Below are 24804 nucleotides of genomic sequence, written 5' to 3'. Positions count from 1 at the left end.
ATTGATTTTTGTGGGGACTAAAGGATTAGGTTATTTTCCTTGTTTGATTTTGGCAATTATTTGATTTGCCTCTTGAGCAGTTAAATTTTTACTTGCTACTTGACTCAGGATTGAGCGTATTTTTTGTCTTACGTCTTCCTGCGATTGTGCAGGTAAGTCTTGATTTATTGGAGCTTCTTTTGAAGTAATTTGATTGCCCTGAGACAATTTATTGCCATTTTGAGAAGGCTTTATTTCACTACTAATATATTGGACTAAATCTAATAAAGTCGGATAATCATATAATTTGGTAGCTTTCATGTTTAAATTATAAGTTGCATTTATGCTTGCTATCCATTCAACTCCGACTATAGAATCTAACCCTAAATCAACAAATTTTTGGTCTTCTTCTATTTCACTAATATCTGCATACAAAGCTTCTGCTAAACTTTCTTTTAGACTAGCTTTAAGTTCAGCCAAATTAACATCAAAGTTATCTGCTCTTAAAGTATTTTCACCTTCCAAAATATTTTCAGATTCATCTGCAATTCTTTCTGATAATGTTTTTTGAACGTAAGGTATATCTCGTAAATAGGGAGATTTTAACCCCTGCTTAATTGAACGGGAAACCATAACCAAAACACTATCTTTATTGTAACGAGGTAGTGTTTTATAGAATCTAGAATGCAATTGAGTATATGTTGAAAACAAGCCCAAACGTTCCTCATCTACCCGAGTATCATAATCTACAAGTCGAATCACAAAAGCACGTCGGATTTTATGTAAGCCAGGGTTTAAAGGGACTGAACGATGTAATACATATTTGTTAAAGAAAAGTACATCGCCAACTTTATACTGGTCTTCTTCATAATCATCTTCAATCGTATAATCTATTACATCTTCTGTGATTTTATTCATAATAGTATTGGCACCAGCTACATATTCATTCAAATCCCCTTTTGATTCATCCCACTTGATATTATTTCTTAAATGTAAATCATGAATAGTGTAAAGAAATTTCCCCGGAAAAGCATCTAGAGGAACATATTGCATTCCGCCTCGATATTCTTTAGTTATTTCATCTAAAGGAATCCATATTGATGCACCAAAGTCATCCATTTTTGTAAATGAAAATGAACCAACTCCGACGTGCCATCCTAATCCTTTCTGATTAGGTTCAACAGAAAAAAAGGCATTGTGCATGATCATTATTTTTTTGCCCGTGAGTTCATTCAAAAAAGGCAACTTACTTTTTATTAATGAAGACACAAAGTCATATTTGATTAAATCATAAGCATGGTCTTTTGTATCAATATTCTCATATTTACCTATCTTTAATGTTACTTTTTCTTTAGAAACTTCACTTTTTTCCTTGGCAGTTTCTAATGTTTCTTCAAGTTTTTTAATTTCGGAAGCATTAAAGAATTCTCTGATTTGACAGTATCCTTTTTTTTGATACTCTTCTTTTAATTGTCCTAAATTTTCTTGTCTCATGAGTTTTATCTCCTTTGTATTTGAATTTAACTTTTTTTTTTGATTTGTTGAGTTATTTTAAAGGTATAAACCCTCTCCATTCATGGAAAACAAATCAAAAATTCACTTTTACCCAATCCTCTTCTTTATAAAAAGAGGTAATTATTAATTGTTAATTATTGAAACTATACCCATTCATATTCTCGGTGAAATTCCTTGATTCTTTTCAGCACTAAGCGACCTTTACCTTCAATTTGTTTCCACACACCAGGGAATAGTTCGTAATCTAAAGTTACATTTCTAGTGCCAAAGGCAACTCTCGAACTATAATTCAGTAACTGCTCATATTCTTCCATATTTAAGGAATAGCGACTGGCTAAGTGATATCCAATATTTTGTTGATCTTGAATTTCTTTTCCTTGTGGAAAGGCAACTCCACTATAAAATTCCGAACAACAACCGGAACCATAAGAGAATATACCTATTCGTCGGGGTTTGCTAAAATCTGCATTGTCAATCATGCTAGCTAAGGATAAAAACACCGTCGCTCCCATGATATTCCCTACCTGTTGGCAGTAGACTAATCCTGGCATTACCCGTTTCTGAAAGTCCTCTTCTATATCGGCAGGTTTTGCTCTTTTGAACTTACGCATCATACTTCTGTGAGCGCCTTTAACCATACCTCCAAAGGGAGTATGAAAGCTCAAGTAATCAAAAGTTTCTTGATAATCTACCCCTTCTACCTGTTCTTGATAATGCTGGTAGGCATTTTCACAACAATCTAGGTAAGATAGCAATGATAAATCTGCATCTCCCGCTTCTGAATCTGGGTTGGGTCTACAAGTGTCCATGACTTCATAGCCATAGTAACCATTACATCCTACATCAGCTTGGAAAATTTTAGGAACATCACTGACTAACATAGCTACTGCTCCCGCACCACTACTTGATTCTGCAAAATACCAATCTTGGTTGATAGCCTCTCCTTCCTCTGTAACAATAAAACGGGATATATCAGTTCCTATAACTAAAGCTTTAGCCCCTGGAGATGTTTGGGACAAAATTAAGTTTAATGCCATCTGTAAACCTGCTGTAGATGCATAGCAAGCTTGCTTAATTTCAAACATTCGGCAGTTACGACTTAGCCCCAAATAATCCTGAATATAAGTGCTGATAGACTTGCCAAAATCAATGCCAGATTCAGTACAAGTTATCACCATTTTAATTTGTTGCTTTTCCAGATTGCTGAGGCCATCAATAATAGGTTTGGCTGCATTAATAGCATAAGAAACTGGGTCTTCAAAAGGCATCGCAACTGCTTTCTCTTTCATCATCAGATTATCGAAGCGAGTCATGTCTAACTGACGTGCTTGCCCCAACATTCGCACATCTATTTTAGCTGAACCCCCATATACATTTAGTGCTTCAATTCCAACTTTTGGCATAAATCTACTCCTGTGCTATTAATAAAGCTGTATTAATTCCCCCAAAACCAAAGCTGTTGCTGATCGCATATTTAATCTCAGCTTGAACAGAAGTTTCTTTCACCCAATTTAAACTGGTATCAATGGGATTGACTAAATTTTTGGTAGGATGACAAAAACCAAATTTCATTTGTAATATAGTGGCGATCGCTTCCACTACACCAGCAGCAGTTAGACAGTGTCCAGTTAAAGATTTTGTTGAGTTGAGTAGGCAATGCTGAAGTCCCGCAGATTTTAAAGCTCCCACTTCTGTTTTGTCACCAAGGGGAGAACCAGTACCGTGGGTATTCACATAATCAATACTCTCTGGTTGAAGGTCTGCCATGGCTAAAGCAGTATTTATAGCCCGCTCTTCACCTTTTTGGGAAGGTTCAGGACTACGGTTCCCATCTAAAGCAAATCCCCAACCCTTAAGTTGACCATGGGATTTAGCGCCCCGTTGTCGAGCGTGGTCAGTGCTTTCTAAAATAACTACTCCACAACCTTCTCCATAAATAAAGCCATCATGGTCTTGGTCAAATGGCCTACAAGCAAGGTCTGGGCGATCGGCGAAACGTTCGCTTCCCATTGCTCCTAAATTCATCAGTGCTTGTAATTCATACCCTGATAGATCGGATAAAGTTCCCAAGGCAATGCAAATATCACTATTCCCCATTAAAATTTGACGGGCAGCATGAATTATAGCAACTCCTCCACTAGCGGAAGCTCCTCCTACACTATATCCCTCGCCTTGAATCTGAAAACACTGGGAAATCAGACCCAATATATCTGTATCCCAAAACGTCAGTCCATAAGTTGGTCGTATAAACTCCTGACGTGAATTATAACGTTGCCAGATTTCTTGCTGATAACGTTGTTGTAAGTTTGAACCACCTACAACTAATCCTACTCGTTCTGGGTTAACTTGGCTGGAGGTGAGTTGAGCATCTTGCCAGGCTTCAGCGACGGCTACTGTTGCTACTTGGGCGCTCTTAGTAGCAGCGCGCAAAAGTCCACTATACTCAGGAAATAGGGTTCTGGTTTCAATATCGGGAATTTCGCCACCAATAAATGGTTTGACGCTTTCACGTCCAGGCTGTTTTAAATAAGCAAATTGAGTTTTCCCTGATAACAGAGCTTCTTTAAAAGTAGCAATTCCTTGACCAATGGAAGTAACAATGCCCATACCTGTTATCTCTATGTTGCTCATTGATAAGCCCTCTAGTTTTGTTAATTCCCATGATTCACTGCTTATAATTTGCTGGCAAATATATCGGCCAGTTCTCCTAGATTGTTGGCTCCTGCTAATTCTATGCGTGGAATATTTAAGGATAAGTCTTCCATGACCATCATTATAATTTCTGCCCTACTTACTGAATCAATGCCTAAATTTTTTAGACTATCAGTTGGTGATAGAGGTACTCTTTCTAATTCTGGTGCTATTTCACAAGTATGTTTTTTGATTATATTAAATATTTGTTCTTTGTTCATAATATTCATTCTCCTGAAAAATCATAATTTTTACTCGATCAGGACTTAGTCATAGTCACCATATCTAGTAGGAGTTAACGGCATTAAATCCCTACAAGTGGCGTATATTTTCATATTTTGCGTAAGTCCTGTTGATTCTTGACTTGTTGAATCATTTTATTTCCTTCCTGGACTGTTAATTCTCCATTAGCTACTCTACTCAATATTGAGCGTAATTTTTCTTTGATTTGTGCTTGTGAATTTCCAGGTAAATAATCTTTTTGAATAGATTCTTTATGCTCTGTGGGGAATTTACTTCCTCCTGTAGAATAAATTTCCTGGGTAATATGTTTGGCGAAATCCAATAAGGTAGGGTAGTCGTATAGTTTAGTAGCTTTTATATTTAAGTTGTAAGTTTTATTGATTTCAGTTATCCATTCTACTCCAACAATAGAATCTAAACCTAAATCCACAAACTTTTTGTCTTCTTCTATTTCACTGATATCCGCATACAAGGCTTCCGCTAATTGTTGCTTCAAAGTTTCTTTGATTTGTAAGAAATTGTTCTGGGAGTCAGTTAATTTTAGAGATTGGTTACTGATAGTTGTTCCAGTTTGGGCAGATGGCGATCGCGACCCATCAAGATTTTTACCTTGAGTTAATAGGGTATCAGCGATATACTTTGCGAAATCTAATAAGGTAGGATAGTCGTATAGTTTAGTGGCCTTTATATTTAAGTTGTAAGTTTTATTGATTTCAGTTATCCATTCTACTCCAACAATAGAATCTAAACCTAAATCTACAAACTTTTTGTCTTCTTCTATTTCACTGATATCTGTATACAATGCCTCTGCTAGACTTTTTTTGAGGGTTTCTTTAATTTGAGTCAAATCTATATTAAAGCTACTCAATTTGGTTATATTTTCTTCAACACCAGCAGCAGGTTGTCCTTGAACTGGCAACTGAGCCAATTTCATTTTCGTGTTGGCTTCTATAACTGGCGCAGTATTTTCTACATCTAGTGATTCTGGAGCTGATAACCTTAGTTTTGGCTGCTGTAATATTATCTGGTCTGTGTCCCTTTGTACTTCCTGTGACTGGATATTTGCTCCATCAAGTTTGACTTTTTCTACAGATGTTATGCTCTTTTTGTCTTGAGTTGTCTGTTGACGAGTATCTTTTATCCAATAGCTTTTTCGTTGCCAAGGATATGTAGGTAACTCTACCTTATTACGGGAATAATCCTGATCGAATCCTAACCAATCAATTTTTATTGCCCGGACATACAATTCCCCTAAACTTTGCAGCATTTGTAACCAGTCTGGTTTCCCCGAACGTAAACTGGACAACCATACTTTTTTTTCTCCCATGAGACACTCACGACCCATACCTAACAGTATCGGTTTTGGTCCTATTTCTAGGAAGATTTCAGCACCTTGTTTGTGCAAAGTTTCCATCCCTTGGACAAACTTTACTGGTTGACGTACATGATTTACCCAATATTCTGCTGAAGCAATACCATCATCTACTTCTTCTCCCGTAACGTTTGATATTAGTTGTATTTTGGGTCGGGTATAGGTGATTTCTTTGGCTACTCTTCCAAATTCTGTTAACATTGGTTCCATCAATGGGGAATGGAAAGCATGAGATACTTGTAGTTTTTTGGTCTTGACTCCTACAGATTCAAATTCACTACAAATCTTGGCTATGGCTGCACTCTCACCTGAAATTACTATACTTTCTGGTCCGTTAACTGCTGCTATTGTTACTTGGGAACTATATTCTTTTATGGCTTCTGTTACTTGAGATTCTGATGCCATTACTGATACCATCTCACCTCCGGAGGGTAACTTTTGCATCAACTTTCCTCGCATGGCTATTAGTTTCAGACCATCTTCTAAACTAAATACTCCTGCTACTGTTGCTGCTACATATTCTCCTACACTGTGTCCCATCACTACATCTGGTCTGACTCCCCATGAAGACCATAATTTGAATAGAGCATATTCCAGGGCAAATAGGGCAGGTTGGGTATAAGCTGTTTGATCTAATAAATCGGAAGTTGACTTTTGTGCATCTTTAGGATATATGATTTCTAATAGAGGTACTTCCAGATAGGGTTGTAAAATTTGGTCACATTCGTCTAAAGCTTGACGGAAAGTGGGTGCTTGTTCATACAGTTGCCTTCCCATATCTACATACTGGGAACCTTGACCTGTAAATAGGAATGCTGTTTTTACGATCTTATTTGGCGACTCTCCAGAATATAGTTGTGTTACTGGTTCTTGTAGTTGGTAGGATTTGAGTTTTTCTAGTAGCTGTTGCTGGTTTTCTACAATAGTAGCTAGACGATGCTTGAAATGTTTACGTCCTGTGTTTGCAGTGTAGCAAATGTCTGCAATTTCTAATTCCTGATTAGTTTCTATATAATTTTGATAATTTGCTACCAGTTGTGTCAGTGCTTCTGAAGTTTTTGCTGAGAGAGTTAATAGATTAGTTGGACGCTCTGGAGAATTTTCTTGTTTAATTTGTTCTGGAGCTTCTTCCAAGATTATATGAGCGTTTGTGCCTCCAATACCAAAGGAACTAACCCCCGCTCTACGAGGAGTTCCATTAGTCTTCCATTCGGAAAGAGTGGCATTAACATATAAAGGACTATTAACAAAATCTATTTGAGGGTTAGGTTCTTCAAAATGTAGGGTTGGTGGTATTAATTTATGTTTGAGAGCTAAAACAGTTTTTATCAGTCCTGCTACTCCTGCCGCTGCATCTAAATGACCCATATTACTTTTTAGGGAACCAATGGCACAGAAACCTTTCTTTTCTGTGCTATACTTAAAAGCTTGAGTCAGAGCTGCAATTTCCACCGGGTCTCCCAACTCTGTCCCTGTGCCATGAGCCTCTATATATGAAATTGTCTCTGGATCTATTCCTGCAACAGCATGAGCTTCGGCAATAACTGCTGCTTGACCTTCTATGCTAGGTGCAGTGTAGCCGACTTTCAAGGAACCATCATTATTAATTGCCGATCCCTTGATTATGGCCTGGATAGAATCACCATCCGCGATCGCGTTATTGAGGCGCTTGAGAAGTACGACCCCCACACCATCACCTGTTATTGTCCCCTTGGCTTGAGCATCAAAAGTTCGACAGTGGCCATCAGGAGAGAAAATCATCCCCTCTCGATATAAGTGCCCAGATTTTTGGGGAAGTTGGATAGAGACTCCACCTGCCAGAGCTAGATCGCATTCACCATTGAGTAAACTTTGACAAGCTGTATGGACAGCAACCAATGAGGTTGAACAAGCAGTTTGAACGTTGACTGCTGGTCCTCTTAAATTTAACTTGTAAGCGACACGAGTTGCCAAGAAGTCTTTATCACTATTAATCATTAATTGATAAGAGTTCAATTGATTATCGTAATCAAGACTTGGATAAAGATTCTTCAATAAGTAGTGGTTCATGCCACTTCCAGCATAAACTCCTATTAAACCTTCATAGGTATCTGGATCGTAACCACCTTTTTCTATAGCTTCCCAAGCACATTCAAGAAACAAACGTTGTTGTGGATCTATACATTCAGCTTCCTTGCGACTATAACTAAAGAAACTTGCATCGAACATATCAATGTCCGACATCATAGCACGGGCTTTTACATAGTTAGGATTATTTAGTAATTCTGCTTTTACACCAGATTCTAGTAATTCTTCCTCTGAAAAAAAAGAGATACATTCAACGCCATCCTGAAGATTTTGCCAAAATTTATCGGTGTCTTCAGATTGTGGAAAACGACCAGACATACCAATAACTGCTATCCCTAAATCGTCTATTAAATTTTCTTCATCTTGTGGATTCATTTTTTTATATTTTTTAATACATTAATTAACTAGCTATTTTGTTCGAGAATTAATTAAATAAAATGAAATAATAAATCAGCATAATTAATCTTTGAATTGATAGCGAGAACGATGTTTTTGTCTCCGTGCAAGTCTTTGTTTCATCATGCTTTTACCTTCTTTTAAGTTAGTATCACGAATATTTCGTGCTTCCTCGCTATCAGTTTTACTAATACTTTCACCTTTTATATGCTGACTCAAATAATAAATAGTTGGATATTTTAAAAGTTCTACTACTTGCAGCTCTATTTTAAATATTTCTTTAAGTTTACCACTTACCTGTATCAAGAGTAAAGAGTTTCCGCCTACTTCAAAAAAATTATCGTGAATGCCTACTTTTTCTAGTTTCAGCACTTCTTGCCAAACCTTAGCAATCTGTTGTTCTGTTTCAGATTTAGGTACGACATATTCAGTATGAGAACGATTAATGTCGGGGTTGGGCAACTTTTTCCGGTCTACTTTACCGTTGGGTGTTAATGGTAGGGAGTCTAACAACACAAAAGTTGATGGAACCATATACTGAGGTAGTACCTGTTCCATAAAAGTGCGTAGTTTAGGAACTAGCTGCTGAGATAATTTACTCTGTAAAGGATTATTGCTGTAAACAGTCCAAGGTTTTTGCTCCCTATTTTCTGTTGGTAGTAGGGGTAATCCATTATTTATTGGTGCAGATGATTTTTGCCAAAAGACAACATCGTAGCAATCGGAATTGAGAGCTGACCAAGTAATGTAGCTTTTATAAGCCAACTCATCATCCAAATTCCAAAAATCTTCAGGTTCTATCCCTTTTTCTGGGGTGTTTTTTGGTAAAGCTTTGCGTAATTCCTCAACCTTAACAAATTCATTTTTTCTTGTCAAGAGTTGATTGAGTTTTACTTGGGTTTGGAGGCGTGCATTGGGAACATCTTTAATTATGAGCATCTCTGGCTGTTTTTGTGCCAAAATTTGCTGGACAGATGATAATGTCAATTCCTCCTGTTGCCAGTTCAAAAATTGAGGGCTGCAACTAGGGGACAAAACTTCTTTTTCTATATGAAGAATCACGTCATACCGGAACTTGGTAATCTCATTATCAGCACGACTACGTTTGAGCTGAATCTCTACTTGACTAATTTGGGGTAAATACTGCTGTAGCGCTTGGAAAAACTCTGGATCAATTACCAGTTCCTCTTCTTGTTTTAATTTTTTTTGTACCCGCTGCCATAAATCTTCTACTTTTTCCTCGTCCGTAGCTTGGCTCAATAATAGATCGGTATGGAATGTTTCTAGTAGTCGTAGACTCCGCACATCTCCGATAAAGATCGTGCCACCCTGTGCCACTAATTTGACTGCATTTTCCAATACCCCTACTAAATATTCAATACTAGGAAAATACTGGATAACTGAGTTCAGAATTACAGCATCGAAAGATTCTTTCTCTAAGGCTTTAAGATCATTGGCAGGTTGGTTGTAGACTTGTACATGAGACCAATCTCCCTCTAGGGTTTTTAATTGTTCCTCAATATAGGAAATAGCTTTGTCGGAAATATCTATACCATAATATTTAGAAGTGTGGGGAGCAATCTTGAATAGCAACATCCCAGTACCACAACCAATTTCCAACACACGCTCGGGTTTACCACTGATAATTCGTTCAATTGTGTAATCTAACCATTGAGACATATCTTCTTCCGGAAATGGCTCGCCCGTATAGCTATCTCTCCAAATAAGAGGATTGAAATTTGCACCTCCATCAACTATAGTTTGTTCATATATCTTATTCCTGAGTTGCTGCCACAATAATAGTCGCTCGCTCTGTGCTTTATTTATAGATTCACGAGAATGTGGGTCTTCACCTCGGAAGTTAGGAACGATGTATGCTATGAGTGGTTTGTCAATCAAGCGATCTGGATGAGTAATGACTACTGCTTCTTGTACTTCTGGGTGCTTAGTCAGTGTTGATTCAATTTCTCCCAGTTCAATACGGAAACCCCGAATCTTGACTTGGTTATCAATTCTACCCAGGTACTCAATATTGCCGTCAGGTAAATATCTAGCTAAATCCCCTGTTTTATATATTCTTGACTTTTGATTCTGGGCTTGTAAATTCCCAAAAGGGTTGGGGATAAATCTCTCTTGGGTTAATTCTGGTCTGTTGAGATACCCACGGGCTAAACCAGTTCCACCAATGTGTAGTTCTCCAGGTATCCCAATGGGGACTTGTTGCAGGTAGCTATCTAATATATAAATGTCGGTATTGGCAATGGGACGACCAATTGGTGTAATTACATGACTATTTTTTGTTGATTTTAGCCGATCGCCTACCTTGTAAATTGTTGACCAAATTGTAGCTTCTGTCGGGCCATAAACATTCCATAGTTCCTTGCCTATCTCCAGTAGTTGATGAGCTAATTCAGCAGGTAAAGCTTCACCTCCAGACAATAATTTCACGTCTAATTTATGATTTGATAAGCCTGCAGTTAACAACATTTTCCAAGTAGCAGGGGTTGCCTGCATGACTGTGGCTCCAGATTCTAATAACTGGGGTAACAGTCTGTTGCCATCTATGGCTATTTCACGAGGAACTAATGCTACTGATGCTCCTACTATTAGTGGTAGATAAAGTTCTAATGCTGCAATATCAAAGGAGATGGTAGTAATGGCATTAAAAGTATCCAAGTTAGTCAATTCTAGATAACTATTCATGGATACTAGGAAATTGACTAGAGAATAATGGTTGATTTCAACTCCTTTGGGTTTACCTGTAGACCCAGAAGTATAAATTACATAAGCTCGATTCTCTGGAGCAATTACCCTCTCAAGATTTTCCTGAGAATGTGAAGCGATCGCTTGCCAATCCCTATCCAAGCATACGGTTTTAGCCTGATGTTCTGGTATTATTTCTAATAATGATTCTGTTGTTAGTAATACCGGCACAGCAGAATCTTCTAACATATAAGCCAACCGTTGTTGGGGATAACTAGGATCGATGGGGACATAACCTCCTCCAGCTTTCAGTATCCCCAAAAGTCCAACTAACATTTCGATTGAACGATCAATACATAAACCTACTAGCACTTCTGCTTTGACTTCCAAAGTTTGTAGATAGTGTGCTAATTGATTTGCTCGTTCGTTCAACTCTTTATAAGTCAATCGTTGATCGCCAAAAATCAATGCTACGGCATCTGGACTTTGTTTGACTTTTTCTTCAAACAATTGATGCATACATTTATCTTCTGGATATTCCGTAGCAGTGTTATTCCATTCCCCTAGTAACTGCTGCTGTTCTACATCCCCTAATAAAGGCAGTTGACCCACATTTTCCTGGGGATTATTCACAATTCCTGTTAACAAAGTCTGATAATGACTAGCCATCCTGGCAATAGTCTGCTCTTCAAATATATCTGTATTGTATTTGAGGAATCCCAGTATAGATGAGTCTTCTTCCATTATTTCTAATGTCAAATCGAACAGACTTTCATACTGAGCTAATGCAAAAGGTTCTACTTCCCATTTTCCCCAATTTACTACAGTTTTTTTCGGGCTTGATAACAGCTTTTGCACATTTTGAGCACCTTGGAAATTTTGGAAGATAAAGTAAGCCTGAAATAGAGGGGAACGACTGGAATCTTGCTCTAGCTGTAATCGCTGTACTAACAAAGAAAAGGGATAATCTTGATGAGCTAATGCCTCAATAACAGTTTGACGAACCTGAGACAAAAAGTCTTTAAAACCAGGATTTCCGGAAAGATTTCCCCTCATCACAACTTGATCGACAAAGTAACCAACAATGGGGACAAACTCTGGTTTAGACCTACCAAAAGTAGGAGAACCGACTAAAATATCTTCTTGACTGGTGTAACGAGATAGAAGTATTTGAAAAGCTGCCAAGAGAACCATGTAAAGAGTCGCCCCTGCTTCCTGAGCTAATGCTTTGAGTTGCTCAGTTAGTTCTTTAGGTAATTTTAAAGGGTAAGCAGCACCGTTATAAGTTTGTATTGGTGGGCGTGGTTTATCTGTAAGTAAATTCAAGACTGGCAAATCTCCTGCCAACTTTTGTTGCCAATAACTCCAGAGACGCTCTCCTTCAGTTCCTATTAATATATTCCTTTGCCAACTAACATAATCTTGGTAATAACCTATTTGAGGCAGAGATATGTCAACACCAGCTTTTTGAGCTTCGTAAATTTCTGGTATTTCCTTAACAATAGAACTCATAGACCAACCATCCCAAGCGATATGATGTATTGTTAACAATAGGATATGGTCTTTTTCTGGATTGGCAAACCATCTAATTCGCATGACTGGCTTGCTTTCCAGGGCGAAAGGTAGACGATGAGTTTCCAGCACATTTTTGTACAACTCATCCTCATTCCAACTCGAAGCATCAATCTCCAGGAAGTCCAATGGTTGATTTTGATGTATTTGTCTAACCATTTCTTGACCCAATTTTGGGAAAGTGCTGCGCAGCATTGGATGGCGATTCTGTAACACTTCAAAAGTTTGCTGTAAAATAGGCAGTTCTACCTGAGAGTAAATCCGAACGGCAAATGACAAATTGTAAGTATAGCTTTGTGGAGCTAGTTCCCATAAAAATCTGAGACCTTTTTGGCCATAGGATAGAGGGTATACTTGCAGGATATCTGGCTGTTCCTGCAATAATTGTAAAATTTGAGTTTTGTATTGCTTCAGTTGAGAAATAACATCAGGAGTTAATACCTCTTTGGCACCTCCAGTACGCAATTTTTCTCCATCACACCATAACTTTACCCCTTTGAGAGAGATATCTTGTAAAAATTCAACTAAATTCATAGTTCCACCTCTATCCAATTATTATCTTTATCTCCATCAAGTTGCTCTCGATCTTCTGATTCAAGGGTTTGATTTTCATCTGTTTGAATCATCAGTTGTTGCTTAACTTCAGTTGCTAGAAGCTGAATAGTTATTCCTTCCATAAATCTGGTAGCTGGAATATCCGCCCCTAACTCAGTTTGAATCTGATTTCGTAATTCCACAGCCATCAATGAGTCAAGTCCCATCATAGTTAGAGATTTTTCTAACTCTATTTGAGAAACTGTCATACCCATAATGTGAGCAATTTTGCTTTGGAGATAAGAAGTCAATAGCTGTTCTTGTTCCCCATCTGAAGCTGCATTTAGCTGCTCTAAAATCCGATTGTCCTGATTCTGCTCTACCGATTTTGTGGTAAAAGCTTCTAAATATCGGAGTTTTGCTAATCCAGGCATCTGCCTAAAAAATTCAGACCAATTAACAGGGAACACCCCTACTTGGCTTTGATACCCTGATAACAATGAACCTAATGCTTGCATTCCTGGTTCGGCTTCGATGGCCATTACTCCACTACTCTGCATTCGGTTTTGATGTTCCTTGGCCAAACGAGCAGCCATTCCTGCTGTCGCCCATGCTCCCCAGTTAATACTTAATCCTGGTAATCCTTGGCCTCGACGATAGTGAGCGATCGCATCCATAAAGCCATTGGCCGCAGCATAGTTTCCTTGGCCAAAATTCCCCAACATTGAAGCCATGGAGGAGAAGCAGACAAAGAAATCTAAGGGTAAATCCTGAGTCAGTTTATGTAAATACCAAGTTCCGGAAACCTTGGGAGCCATTACTTTTGTAAATTTCTCCCAGGTCATTTTTTGCAATACTCCGTCATCCAAAACCCCGGCAGCATGAATTATTCCTTTCAGTGGAGGTAAGGATGTAGATATTTCTTCTAAGATTTTCATCAGAGACTCTTTAGTTGAAATATCCCCTAACAAAACACTGACTGATGCACCTGCTGCTTCTAATTCTTCTATAACTTTTTGCGCCTTTTCATTCGGGTTCCGACGCCCAGTTAATACTATATTTTTCGCTCCTTCTTTCACCATCCATTGGGCTACTTCTAACCCTAAAGCTCCCAAACCTCCTGTAATCAAATAACTGGCTTCAGATTTTATAGATTTTTGCTCATCTCCTGTTTCTGGCAGAGAAACTACCACTTTTCCTATATGCTTACCTTGCTGCATATATCGGAAAGCTGCTTTCACTTCTGTATTCGGGAATACTTTATAAGATAATGCTTTGAGTTTTCCTGACTGACACTGCTGATTTAATTCCTCTGAAAATTCTGCCATTAAACCTGATTGTTGTTGGATCATCAGTCCAATATCAAAAGGCAAGTATTCAGCATCTGGGCGTTTCTCCATCACCTTTTGTTTATCCCAAATTCCGATTTTGCCAATTTCTACAAATCGCCCTTTTTTCCCTAAAACCACAAAACTCTTATCAATGAAATCTCCATTCAAACTATTTAAGACTATATCTACACCTTGTCCTTGAGTAATAGTCATAATTTCATCCGCAAAATCTAAAGTACGGGAATTCATTATGTGCTTTATCCCCATAGACTTGAGAAATTCCCACTTTGGAGGACTTGCTGTCGCGAATACTTCTGCTCCTACACCCAGTGCAATTTGAACTGCTGCTTGCCCTACACCACCAGCAGCAGCATGAATTAATACCTTATCTCCTGGCTGAATTTTCGCTAAATTTTGCAGTCCATAGTAAGCTGTAGCAAAAGTCAATGGTAAAGTTGCTGCTTCCGTAAAACTCATATTTTTCGGTTTAGCCATAATTAGAGCGGCACTGGTAGTAACAAAACTACTAAATCCATTATGAACTATAGCCATAACTTCATCTCCCACCTGCCACTGAGAAACATTTTCTCCCACAGATGCAATAACGCCTACACATTCCAACCCAAAATTGAGTTGAGATACATCAGTAATACCTAATACCTCAGCATAATACTCTTTCAGTAATCCCAAAGAGTTGAGTACATCTCGGAAGTTTAAACCTGCTGCTTTGACTTGAATTTCTACTTCATTCTCTTGTGGAGAACGGCGTTCCATTACTTGCCAGTTGAGTTTGTCTATCAGTCCGTATTCAGACAACTTCAATTCTACTGGTTGATTTTCTAATCCTAATTCTTCCTCTGAGCTAATTTTCTGCTTTTGTTGCCGTACTAATCTTGCTACATAACGAACTCCCTGACGAATTGCTATTTGGTCTTCATTATCTTGATAAAATAGTTCATCTACTAAAATTGGGATCGTTTCCGCAAAATTCGATGTGGAGTCTAAGTCTATTCGTCCACACTTTAATTCTGGATGTTCTAGACTAATAACACGCCCTAATCCCCATAAACTTCCTTGTTGGGGTTGCACCACTTCTGCTGCATCGAATATATTCTGAGTCCCTTGAGTCACTAACCACATTGGTATTGCATTACTTAATCCAGCCTGAACTAAGGCTTGCAGTAAATGTAACGTTGTGGCACAACCAAGTTCTTGAGCTGTTTGTAAATCTTCAGTTTGATTTAGACTCCATAAGTGCAAAATCCCCTGAATATCTGAATTATCTTGGATAAGTTTGGAGAATTCTTCGGCAACAGTGGGATTAATTTGATAATGTTGAGCATTTAATTGCTGATACTCGGAACCAGGGGATACCCTAATATAGTTTTGTCCTCTTTGTTGTAAATCTTGCCCGATAGACTCTACCAATTCATCAGTAAGGGCAAATATTAACCATTTACCAGAATTTTCACTTGATTTTGCAGTTTCTGTTAAAGGCTGAGGTTCCCAATTTATTTCATAATACCAATCACTTAAATCTGCATCTAGAGTCATTAGTAATGCTTTGGGATTCGCTTTCCTACCCTCAAAACCATTTACTTCAGCTACTAACTTTCCAGTTTGGTCAAATAGTTGTATTTCCGCTTTCAGCAGTTTTTCCTCTGATCCCCCTTCTTTCAATCCACGGGTATAACACCAAAGCAAACCATTCTCAGGGCGTTGATAAAAAGTAAACTTCTCAATACTGAAGGGCACAAAAGTTTCACTTTGGTCTCCAGAAAGACTGAGATTCAGTGCAGCTACTGACTGGAAACATGAGTCAATTAAGGCTGGATGTATTTGGTACTTCAGAGCATCTAAGATTGTCTCAGGTACTTTCATTTGACAGAGAATTTCTCCTTCTCCTAACCATACTTGGTGTATCCATCTAAAACTCTGCCGTAATTGAACTTGTCTATCCCATAGACTCTGGTAAATTTCTGTGCTTTCTATTTTTTGACTACAACGAGATTGAATTTCTGCGATGGTTTCTAGAGAATGGGTTTGCGAAGCATTAGTCGGATAAATCTTTCCTGTAGCATGGACTGCCCAATAATTATTATCGGAACTGTCAAAACTAATTACTTGAAATGAATATAAGCTATCCTGTGGAGTGAGAGCTACCTGAACATTACGCATTCCTTGTTCGGGAATGGCTAAAGCTTGGGGAAACAGTATATCTTCCAGTTGACATCCAGTGGCAGAATATGTTAAGGATGCACTTGCTAACAATAGAGAAATGTGACTGGCACCAGGGACTACAACTTTTTCATAGATTCGGTGATCGGCTAAAAATGGTAGAGCGTTGGTGCTAAATTCTGATTCAAAGAAGATATCTTTTGATAATGGAGATTGAAACTTTCTATTAATCAGAGGATGAAGTTTAGTTGCAGAGCTGGTTTGATAGTTGGCAGTTTCAACCCAATATTTTTCCCGCTGAAATGGATAAGTTGGCAAGATTACTTTTTGACGAACATAATCTCGGTCAAAACCTGACCAATCTACTTTAACACCCTGTAGATATAACTGTCCTAAACTTGAGAGTATCTGTTGCCAATCATTTCCCCCGGGACGTAGGGATGGTAACCACATACCACTACTCTCTTCTGGTACACATCGACTTCCCATTCCCAGTAATATTGGCTTCGGTCCAATTTCCAGGAATAATTGATATCCTTGCTCATTTAGGGTTTTCATACTCTGAGCAAATCTTACTGGTTCTCGGACATGACCCACCCAATATTCAGGAGTAGCAATTTCTGCACCTATTTTTTCTCCCGTTACATTAGAAATGAGTGATATTCGAGGTTGACTATAAGTTACTTCCTGAGCTACTGCTGCAAACTCCGCCAACATTGGCTCCATTAATGGGGAATGAAAAGCATGGGATACCTGTAATTTTTTGGATTTTACTCTTTGAGATTTTAATTTACTACAAATGGCTGTTATCGCTTCCCTTTCACCAGAAATTACTATACTTTTCGGTCCATTAATTGCTGCTATTGCCACTTTAGAACTATACTCGCCTATAGCTTCTATTACTTGAGATTCTGATGCTAACAAAGATACCATTTCACCACCGGAGGGTAACTGCTGCATCAACTTGCCCCGCATGGCGATTAATTTCAGACCATCTTCTAAACTGAATACTCCTGCTACTGTTGCGGCTACATATTCTCCCACACTGTGGCCTAGCGCCACATTAGGTTTAATCCCCCAAGATTCCCATAACTTAGCTAGGGCGTATTCTATTGAAAATAAAGCAGGTTGGGTATAAGCTGTTTGGTCTAATACACTTGACTTTTGTGCATCTTTAGTGTAGATAACTTCTAATAAAGGTACTTCCAGATAAGCTTGTAAAATTTGGTCGCATAGGTCTAAAGCTTGACGGAAAGTTGGCTGAGTTTCATATAGTTGCCTTCCCATATTTACATACTGGGAACCTTGACCCGTGAATAGGAAAGCTATTTTTGGGCTTTGACTACTACCATCTGGTTGTCCAGAATATACTCCTACTACTTCTTTCTTCGTTTTCCAGTCAAGCAGTTTTTCTATTAATTCCTTTTGCTCAGAGGTAATAATTGCTATTCGATAATTAAAATGCGCTCTGCCTGTATTAGCTGTATAACATACATCTGCTATTGCCAAATCAGGATAAAATTCTAAATAATTTTGATAACTACTTACTAAATCTTCTAGAGATTTTTCTGTTTTAGCTGAGAGAGTCAATAGATGAACTGAACGTTCTAAGTAATCTTCACTGTTGCCTGTTGCCTGTTGCCTGTTGCCTTCTCTTGGTGCTTCTTCTAAGACAATATGAGCATTAGTACCACTAATAGCAAAAGAGCTGACTCCGGCAATTCTTTTATCTCCCGACGATTGCCAGGGTGTAAGTTCAGTAGGTACTTTGACAGGTGTATTTTCCCAATCAATATATGGACTAGGATTCACAAAATGTAAATGAGGAGCAATTTTTTGATTTTGCAGTTGCAAAACCACCTTAATAACACCTGCAATTCCTGCTGCTGCTTCTAAATGACCAATATTAGTTTTAACTGAAGCGATGTGCAATGGATTTTCCCCATCCCGTCCTTGCTCAAATACGCTAGTTAAAGCTCTCACTTCCATCGGATCTCCGAGGGAAGTTCCAGTACCATGAGCTTCCACATAACTCACTTGACCTGGTTCTACTTTTGCTGCTTTGAGAGCTTGTTGAATTAGTTTTTCCTGAGCTAGTTTATTCGGTACTGTCAGTCCGCTACTCGGTCCATCATGGTTAACTGCTGAACCACGAATTACTGCCTGGATATTGTCCCCATCTTTGACTGCATCCGACAAACGCTTAAGTACGACAATGCCACATCCTTCTCCCCTACCATAACCATCTGCAGCCGCATCAAAAGTTTTACACTTGCCATCGGGTGATAAAGCCTTTAATTTTGATAGTGCAGTTGTTACTTGAGGAGAGAGAATTAGTTGGACTCCTCCTGCTAAAGCCAAATTGGACTCACCCTGACGTAGACTCTGACAAGCTTCATGTATAGCTACTAAAGATGATGAACAAGCTGTATCTATTGCTATTGATGGGCCTTGCAATCCTAAAAAGTAAGATAACCTACCTGCTGCAAAACAAAACCCATTTCCTGTAGCATCATAAGGGCTAATATTTTCGACTTGACTGAAACCCAAATTAGCATAATCATTTTGACCGATACCTAGAAATACTCCTGTCTGAGTGTTTTCTAATTGCTGGGGATCAATACCAGATCTTTCTAAAGCTTCCCAAGTTACTTCTAAAATAAAACGTTGCTGTGGGTCAAGGCTATGTGCTTCTTTGCCGGAGATACCAAAAAATTGCGGATCGAACCGATCTACCTGCTCTACTAATGCTGCGTGACGGATATACATTTTCCCTGGAGTATCAGGGTTTGGGTCGTAGTAAGAATCTATATCCCAACGTTCTAGTGGAATCTCTCTAACAGAGTCTTTACCATTAGATAACAATTCCCAGAAACTTTCTGGTGTGTTGGCATTTCCAGGAAATCGACACCCTATGCCAATAATGGCGATCGCTTCACTTCTGGAGCGCTCCATCATCTCCAACTTAGTTTCTGCTTGTTTTAAAGCTAAAAACATTTGTTTGGATAATGATAGTTGCTCTTTTTTGGTACTCGGTTCCATAAACTTTTAGCCTTAACCTAATTTTTTTGACTTATAGAGCAAAATATATATCTTTTTAGCTTTCGCCTATTTTAGAGCATATTCTGAATTTTTTCTAGTTGTTGAGCTGCTAGTGCTTCAAAATCTTCTTCTGAAATATCTTCAAGAACTGGCAATACATTAGCATCTATTTCTGATACATCAGCTTGATTATGGCCATTAGAGGTATCCTCATTTTCTGTTGTCTTCCATGCCATTAATTCCTCTATATGTAAGGACAATTTCGCGATCGTTGGGTATTCCATCGCTATTGTCTCAGGTAAGTTAGTTCCTAGTTGATTTTGCAGTCGATTTTTTAATTCTACCGCCATTAAAGAATCCATGCCCATTTCCATAAACCCTAAATTCATTTCCGGTAATTGAGATGAGCTTAAACCTAGTACCTGAACTACTTCCCCTCGAATGTGTTCGGTTAAAATTTCTTGACGTTCCTCTTCTAAGGCCGTTTCTAATTTGGCTAAAATTTCTACTTTTACTTTCTGCTGTAGTGTATCATTATCTGCCAACTTTTCCTTTTGTAATAATTCTTGTAATAAAGAACTTTTTGTGATACCGCTCCAATGTTCTGCTAATACCGACCACTCTACTGGTATTACACCTACCTGTGACCTAGCAGATTGATTTCCCAAAAGTAAGTCCAAGGAATACATTCCTTCTTTGGGAGCTATTTCACCTATTCCACTGTTCTGAATACGATTTTGATGCTCCACTGCTAAACGAGCAGCCATTCCCCCAGACGCCCATGCTCCCCAGTTAATAGCTAATCCTGATAATCCTCTGCTGCGACGATAACCAGCTAAACCATCCATAAAAGCATTAGCTGCAGCATAATTTCCTTGACCAGGGGAACCAATTAGGGAAACCATTGAGGAGAAACAGATAAAGAAATCTAATGGCAAATTTTGAGTTAATTTATGTAAGTGCCAAGTTCCTATTACTTTTGGCGACATTACTTTGGCAAAACGCTCCCAGTTCATCTGTTGTATGGTTCCATCATCAAGCACTCCTGCTGCATGAATTATTCCTTTGAGTTTTGGCATTGATGTCTGAATCTTCTCCAGAATTTTGGCTATATCTTCTTCTATAGCAATATCCCCTAACCAAACCTTGACCTGGCATCCTGTTTGTTCTAATTTTTGTATTGATTCTTGGATTTTTTCTGAAGGAGCGTTACGCCCAGTTAAGACAATATTTTTAGCTCCCTTAGATACTAACCATTCTGCGGTATGTAGTCCTAACGCTCCTAATCCTCCTGTTATTAAGTAACTACCATCTGATGATAAGGATAGGGGTTGAGGAAATTCTGGAGGAGATTGATTTACCAGACGAGCTACATAAGTATTTTCTCCCCGTAAAGCTAGATGATCTTCTTCTTGTTCATTAACTAATAATTGCCATAGCATTTCTATTTCGTCTGCTGCTGGAGCTTGTGGGTCTAGGTCCACTAATCCTCCCCATAATTGGGGATGTTCTAGGGACACTGCTCTACCTAATCCCCACAGAGGCGATGCTGCTAGTCCTGTTATATTATTTTCTGTTTTGGATAATACTGACTGAGACCCACGGGTTACTAACCATACTTGAGGGGTGTTTGCCTTTTTGAGTAAGGTTTGTAACAGATACACTACGCTGCCACATCCCCATATTTGTGTTTCTTCTAGGGTTTCAAGGGTTAAGTCTTTTGATTCAGGAGCGTCTAAACTCCACAGGTGAATTAACTTTGATGAGGGAGTTGGAGTATTTTGCTGAATTTCTTGGTACAGTTGTTCAAATTCTTCGGGAATATTAGGATTTAGTTGATATTTTCCTACTGCTAGTTTTTGATAGCTCTCCCCTCTATAAACTAAGCTATATTCATGACCCTGTTGTTGTAATTTTTGGGCTAATTTTTCAGCTACTCCTGTAGTATCGGCAAAAATCAGCCAATGACTTAATTGAATGTTTGTTGTTGAGTTACTTTGAGCTAAAGGTTTCCATTGAATTTCATAGAACCAATTTTTTACAGTTACTGCTGTTAATTGTTCTTGATGTTGTTTAGCTAATACATCTAATATTTCTGGTAAAAGTTTAAGCTGTTCTGGTGAAAAATTTACCGCTCTTTCTAGTTGTTGAGTGAGGGTTTCTGTGTTTCCTTGAGTGAGTAGTTGAAAAATTGGAGTCTCACCAATATTTTCTAACTTTTGATGTTGTTGTTTCTGTTTGTTTTCTGTTTTTTCTACCCAGTAACGTTGTCGTTGGAATGGATATGTTGGCAATGCTACTTTCTGACGAGCATAACCTTGGTCAAACCCTGACCAATTTATTTTGATACCTCTAACATACAACTTTCCTAAAGTCAATAACATTTGCTGCCATTCATCGTTCAAAAGCGCAGCATCCTCTGTCTTCCCCCTTTCTAAGGGTAACTGGAGGGGGATTTTCTTCGGACGCAATGATGGCAACCATTCTCCCACATCTCCTGCTAGACATCTACGCCCCATCCCTAACAATATTGGTTTCGGTCCTATTTCCAAGAAAAGTTCATTCCCTTGCTCGTGCAATGTTTTTATGCTTTGATAAAACCTTACTGGTTGTCGGATATGATTTACCCAATATTCTGCCTTAGTTACTTCATTTCCTACTTTGTGACCAGTTACATTGGATACCAGTGGTATTTTCGGCCGATTATAGATGACTGACTCAGCTACTGTTGCAAATTCGGCCAACATTGGCTCCATTAGTGGTGAATGAAAAGCATGGGACACCTGTAATTTTTTTGTCTTAACTCCCATTCCTGCCAATTTACTACCAATGATAGCGATCGCTCCACTCTCTCCAGAAATCACCATACTTTCTGGTCCATTAACCGCTGCTATTGTCACTTGTGAACTATAATCTGCTATTACTTCTGTAACCACAGATTCTGAGGCCATCACTGCTACCATCTCTCCACCGGAGGGTAACTGTTGCATCAACTGTCCCCGCATAGCAATTAATTTCAGACCATCTTCTAAACTGAAAACTCCTGCTACTGTTGCTGCCACATATTCTCCTACACTGTGACCCATGACTACAGTTGGTTTGATTCCCCAAGATTCCCATAATTTGAACAAAGCATATTCAATGGCAAATAGAGCAGGTTGGGTATAAGCTGTCTGGTCTAACAAATTCGAGGTTGACTTTTGTACATCTTTAGGGTAAATAACTTCTAATAGAGGTACTTCTAGATAGGGTTGTAAAATTTGGTCGCATTGATCTAAAGCCTGACGGAAGGTTGGTTGAGTTTCATACAGTTGCTTACCCATATCCACATATTGGGAACCTTGACCTGTGAATAGGAAAGCTAGCTTAGAACTTGCGCTACCACTATCAAATTCTCCACAACATAGTCCAACTACTTCCTTTCCTGTTTTTTGGTCAAGTAGCTTTTGTGCTAATTCGTTTTGGTCAGAAGCAATAACTGCTAGTCGATGCTTAAAATGTTTCCTTCCTGCATTAGCTGTGTAACAGACATCTGCGACTGCTAAATCTGGATATGTTTCTAAATGCTTTTGATAACTACTGACTAAATCTGCTAAAGCTTTTTCTGTTTTTGCCGATAAAGTTAATAAATGCAGCGGACGCTCTAAATATTCTTCACTTCTGACTTTTGAATTTTGACTTTTGAATTGATTATTTTCTTCACTTTTGACTTTTGAATTTTGACTTTTGAATTGAACTGGAGCTTCTTCTAAAATTATATGAGCATTAGTACCACCCATACCAAAGGAACTAACTGCTCCTATTCTTGGTTTTCCCTCGGTAGACCAAGGCATTAAAGAAGTAGGAATTTTTATTGGTAACTTATCCCAATCTACAAGAGGATTGGGTTGTTTTAAATGTAAATGAGGAGGGATTTCCTGATGCTTAAGGGCTAAAATCACCTTCATCAAAGATGATACCCCTGCTGCTGCTTCCAAATGTCCAAGATTTGTCTTGACCGAGCCCACAATTAAAGGGGAATCTACTGGACGTTTTTTCTTGTATACTTCTGCTAGAGCTTCTATCTCAATTGGGTCTCCCAAAGAAGTTCCTGTACCGTGAGCATCCAAATAGCTAACTTGATTGGGTTCTAACTTAGCATTTGTCAGAGCTTGTTGAATTACCTGCTTTTGAGCCATTTTATTAGGAACTGTCATCCCACTACTTGGCCCATCGTGATTAACAGCAGAACCTCGAATAACGGCGGAAATTAGATCGCCATCACTAATTGCATCAGACAAACGCTTCAAAACTAGGACACCACATCCTTCTGCCTGACCATAACCATTGGCAGCAGCATCAAAAGTCTTGCAACGACCGTCAGGGGATAGTGCTTTTGCTTGGCAACGACCAATAGTGCTGAAGGGGGATAATATTAAATTTACCCCACCCACTAATGCTATGTTGGATTCTCCTGAACGCAAACTCTGACAGGCTAAATGGGCAGCAACTAAAGAACTTGAACAAGCTGTATCTACCTGTAGATTAGACCCTTGCAAACCCAAGAGATGAGAAATACGACCTACACCAATACTTCTATTAATGCCAAGAGTAGGGTAACTATTTGCTTCACGGAGAATGACGCTAGTATAGTCATCTGTCGATGCGCCCATGAATACACTTGTCTGACTATTCTTCAGATTTTCCCATGTTTGTCCAGAGTTTTCTAATGCTTCCCATGTTACCTCTAACAGTAGTCTGTATTGAGGGTCTAAAGTAACTGCTTCTCTAGGAGAAATACCAAAAAATAAGGGGTCAAACTGGTCAACTTGATCGATAAACCCACCCTGTCTAGTGTAGGATTTCCCAGGAACTTCTGGATCGGGATCGTAATAAGCGCTTACATCCCAACGTTCGGGAGGAACTGGCGTAATTGCATCTATACCATCATGTAATAAATTCCAGTATTTTGATGGGTCATTAGCTCCTCCAGGAAATCTACAGGCCATGCCAACAATGGCGATCGGTTCGGTTTTGGCTTTGTTTACTGCTGCGAGTTTACCCCGCATTTCCTTCAATGTTTGAAGTACTTCTTTGGATAAGACGTTTTGTTGGTTTGTTTGAGAAGTATTGTTCATTTTAGTCCTCTGTCAATATATATAGACATCTCCAGAAAAGAGGCAACAGGGAACAGGGAACACC

General features: G+C 38.7%; 8 protein-coding genes. All 8 read right to left on the bottom strand.

The window, feature by feature from the left end; all coding sequences use genetic code 11:
- Nucleotides 1–30 precede the first annotated feature (30 nt).
- The 8 genes from D5R40_RS34020 to D5R40_RS33985 all read right to left on the bottom strand — a co-directional run bounded on the left by D5R40_RS34020 (nt 31) and on the right by D5R40_RS33985 (nt 24740).
- The gene (locus D5R40_RS34020) at nt 31–1473 is read right to left on the bottom strand and encodes a phosphopantetheine-binding protein (protein ID WP_124155958.1); all 1443 of its coding nucleotides are present in this window, start codon (nt 1471–1473) and stop codon (nt 31–33) included.
- A gap of 164 nt (nt 1474–1637) precedes the next feature.
- Nucleotides 1638–2897, bottom strand: a complete 1260-nt coding sequence (locus tag D5R40_RS34015; RefSeq protein WP_124155957.1) for a hydroxymethylglutaryl-CoA synthase family protein — start codon at nt 2895–2897, stop codon at nt 1638–1640.
- Nucleotides 2898–2901: 4 nt separating this feature from the next.
- Entirely contained in the window at nt 2902–4125 is a 1224-nt protein-coding gene (locus D5R40_RS34010) for a beta-ketoacyl synthase N-terminal-like domain-containing protein (RefSeq protein ID WP_124155956.1), read from the bottom strand.
- A gap of 41 nt (nt 4126–4166) precedes the next feature.
- Nucleotides 4167–4406, bottom strand: coding sequence for an acyl carrier protein (locus tag D5R40_RS34005; RefSeq protein ID WP_124155955.1), 240 nt, complete (start codon nt 4404–4406; stop codon nt 4167–4169).
- 110 nt (nt 4407–4516) lie between these two features.
- Nucleotides 4517–8242, bottom strand: coding sequence for a type I polyketide synthase (locus tag D5R40_RS34000; protein WP_124155954.1), 3726 nt, complete (start codon nt 8240–8242; stop codon nt 4517–4519).
- Between the two features lie 84 nt (nt 8243–8326).
- Nucleotides 8327–13072, bottom strand: a complete 4746-nt coding sequence (locus D5R40_RS33995) for a non-ribosomal peptide synthetase (RefSeq protein WP_124155953.1) — start codon at nt 13070–13072, stop codon at nt 8327–8329.
- Nucleotides 13069–19623 (bottom strand): type I polyketide synthase, encoded by a 6555-nt coding sequence (locus D5R40_RS33990; RefSeq protein ID WP_124155952.1) that lies wholly within the window; start codon nt 19621–19623, stop codon nt 13069–13071. Before D5R40_RS33990 ends, D5R40_RS33995 begins: the two co-directional genes overlap by 4 nt.
- Before the next feature lie 71 nt (nt 19624–19694).
- Nucleotides 19695–24740, bottom strand: a complete 5046-nt coding sequence (locus D5R40_RS33985) for a type I polyketide synthase (protein WP_124155951.1) — start codon at nt 24738–24740, stop codon at nt 19695–19697.
- Nucleotides 24741–24804 lie beyond the last annotated feature (64 nt).

It is taken from the genome of Okeania hirsuta (assembly GCF_003838195.1).
Classification (GTDB): domain Bacteria; phylum Cyanobacteriota; class Cyanobacteriia; order Cyanobacteriales; family Microcoleaceae; genus Okeania; species Okeania hirsuta.
The sequence above is the reverse complement of the archived record's forward strand: the minus strand, read 5'-3'. Positions and strand labels throughout refer to the sequence as shown.

Excerpts from the sequence above, each read along its gene's own strand:
- D5R40_RS34005 (WP_124155955.1), bottom strand. The coding sequence starts at position 4,406 with ATGAACAAAGAACAAATATTTAATATAATCAAAAAACATACTTGTGAA.
- D5R40_RS33995 (WP_124155953.1), bottom strand. The coding sequence starts at position 13,072 with ATGAATTTAGTTGAATTTTTACAAGATATCTCTCTCAAAGGGGTAAAG.
- D5R40_RS34020 (WP_124155958.1), bottom strand. The coding sequence starts at position 1,473 with ATGAGACAAGAAAATTTAGGACAATTAAAAGAAGAGTATCAAAAAAAA.
- D5R40_RS33985 (WP_124155951.1), bottom strand. The coding sequence starts at position 24,740 with ATGAACAATACTTCTCAAACAAACCAACAAAACGTCTTATCCAAAGAA.
- D5R40_RS33990 (WP_124155952.1), bottom strand. The coding sequence starts at position 19,623 with ATGGAACCGAGTACCAAAAAAGAGCAACTATCATTATCCAAACAAATG.
- D5R40_RS34000 (WP_124155954.1), bottom strand. The coding sequence starts at position 8,242 with ATGAATCCACAAGATGAAGAAAATTTAATAGACGATTTAGGGATAGCA.
- D5R40_RS34015 (WP_124155957.1), bottom strand. The coding sequence starts at position 2,897 with ATGCCAAAAGTTGGAATTGAAGCACTAAATGTATATGGGGGTTCAGCT.
- D5R40_RS34010 (WP_124155956.1), bottom strand. The coding sequence starts at position 4,125 with ATGAGCAACATAGAGATAACAGGTATGGGCATTGTTACTTCCATTGGT.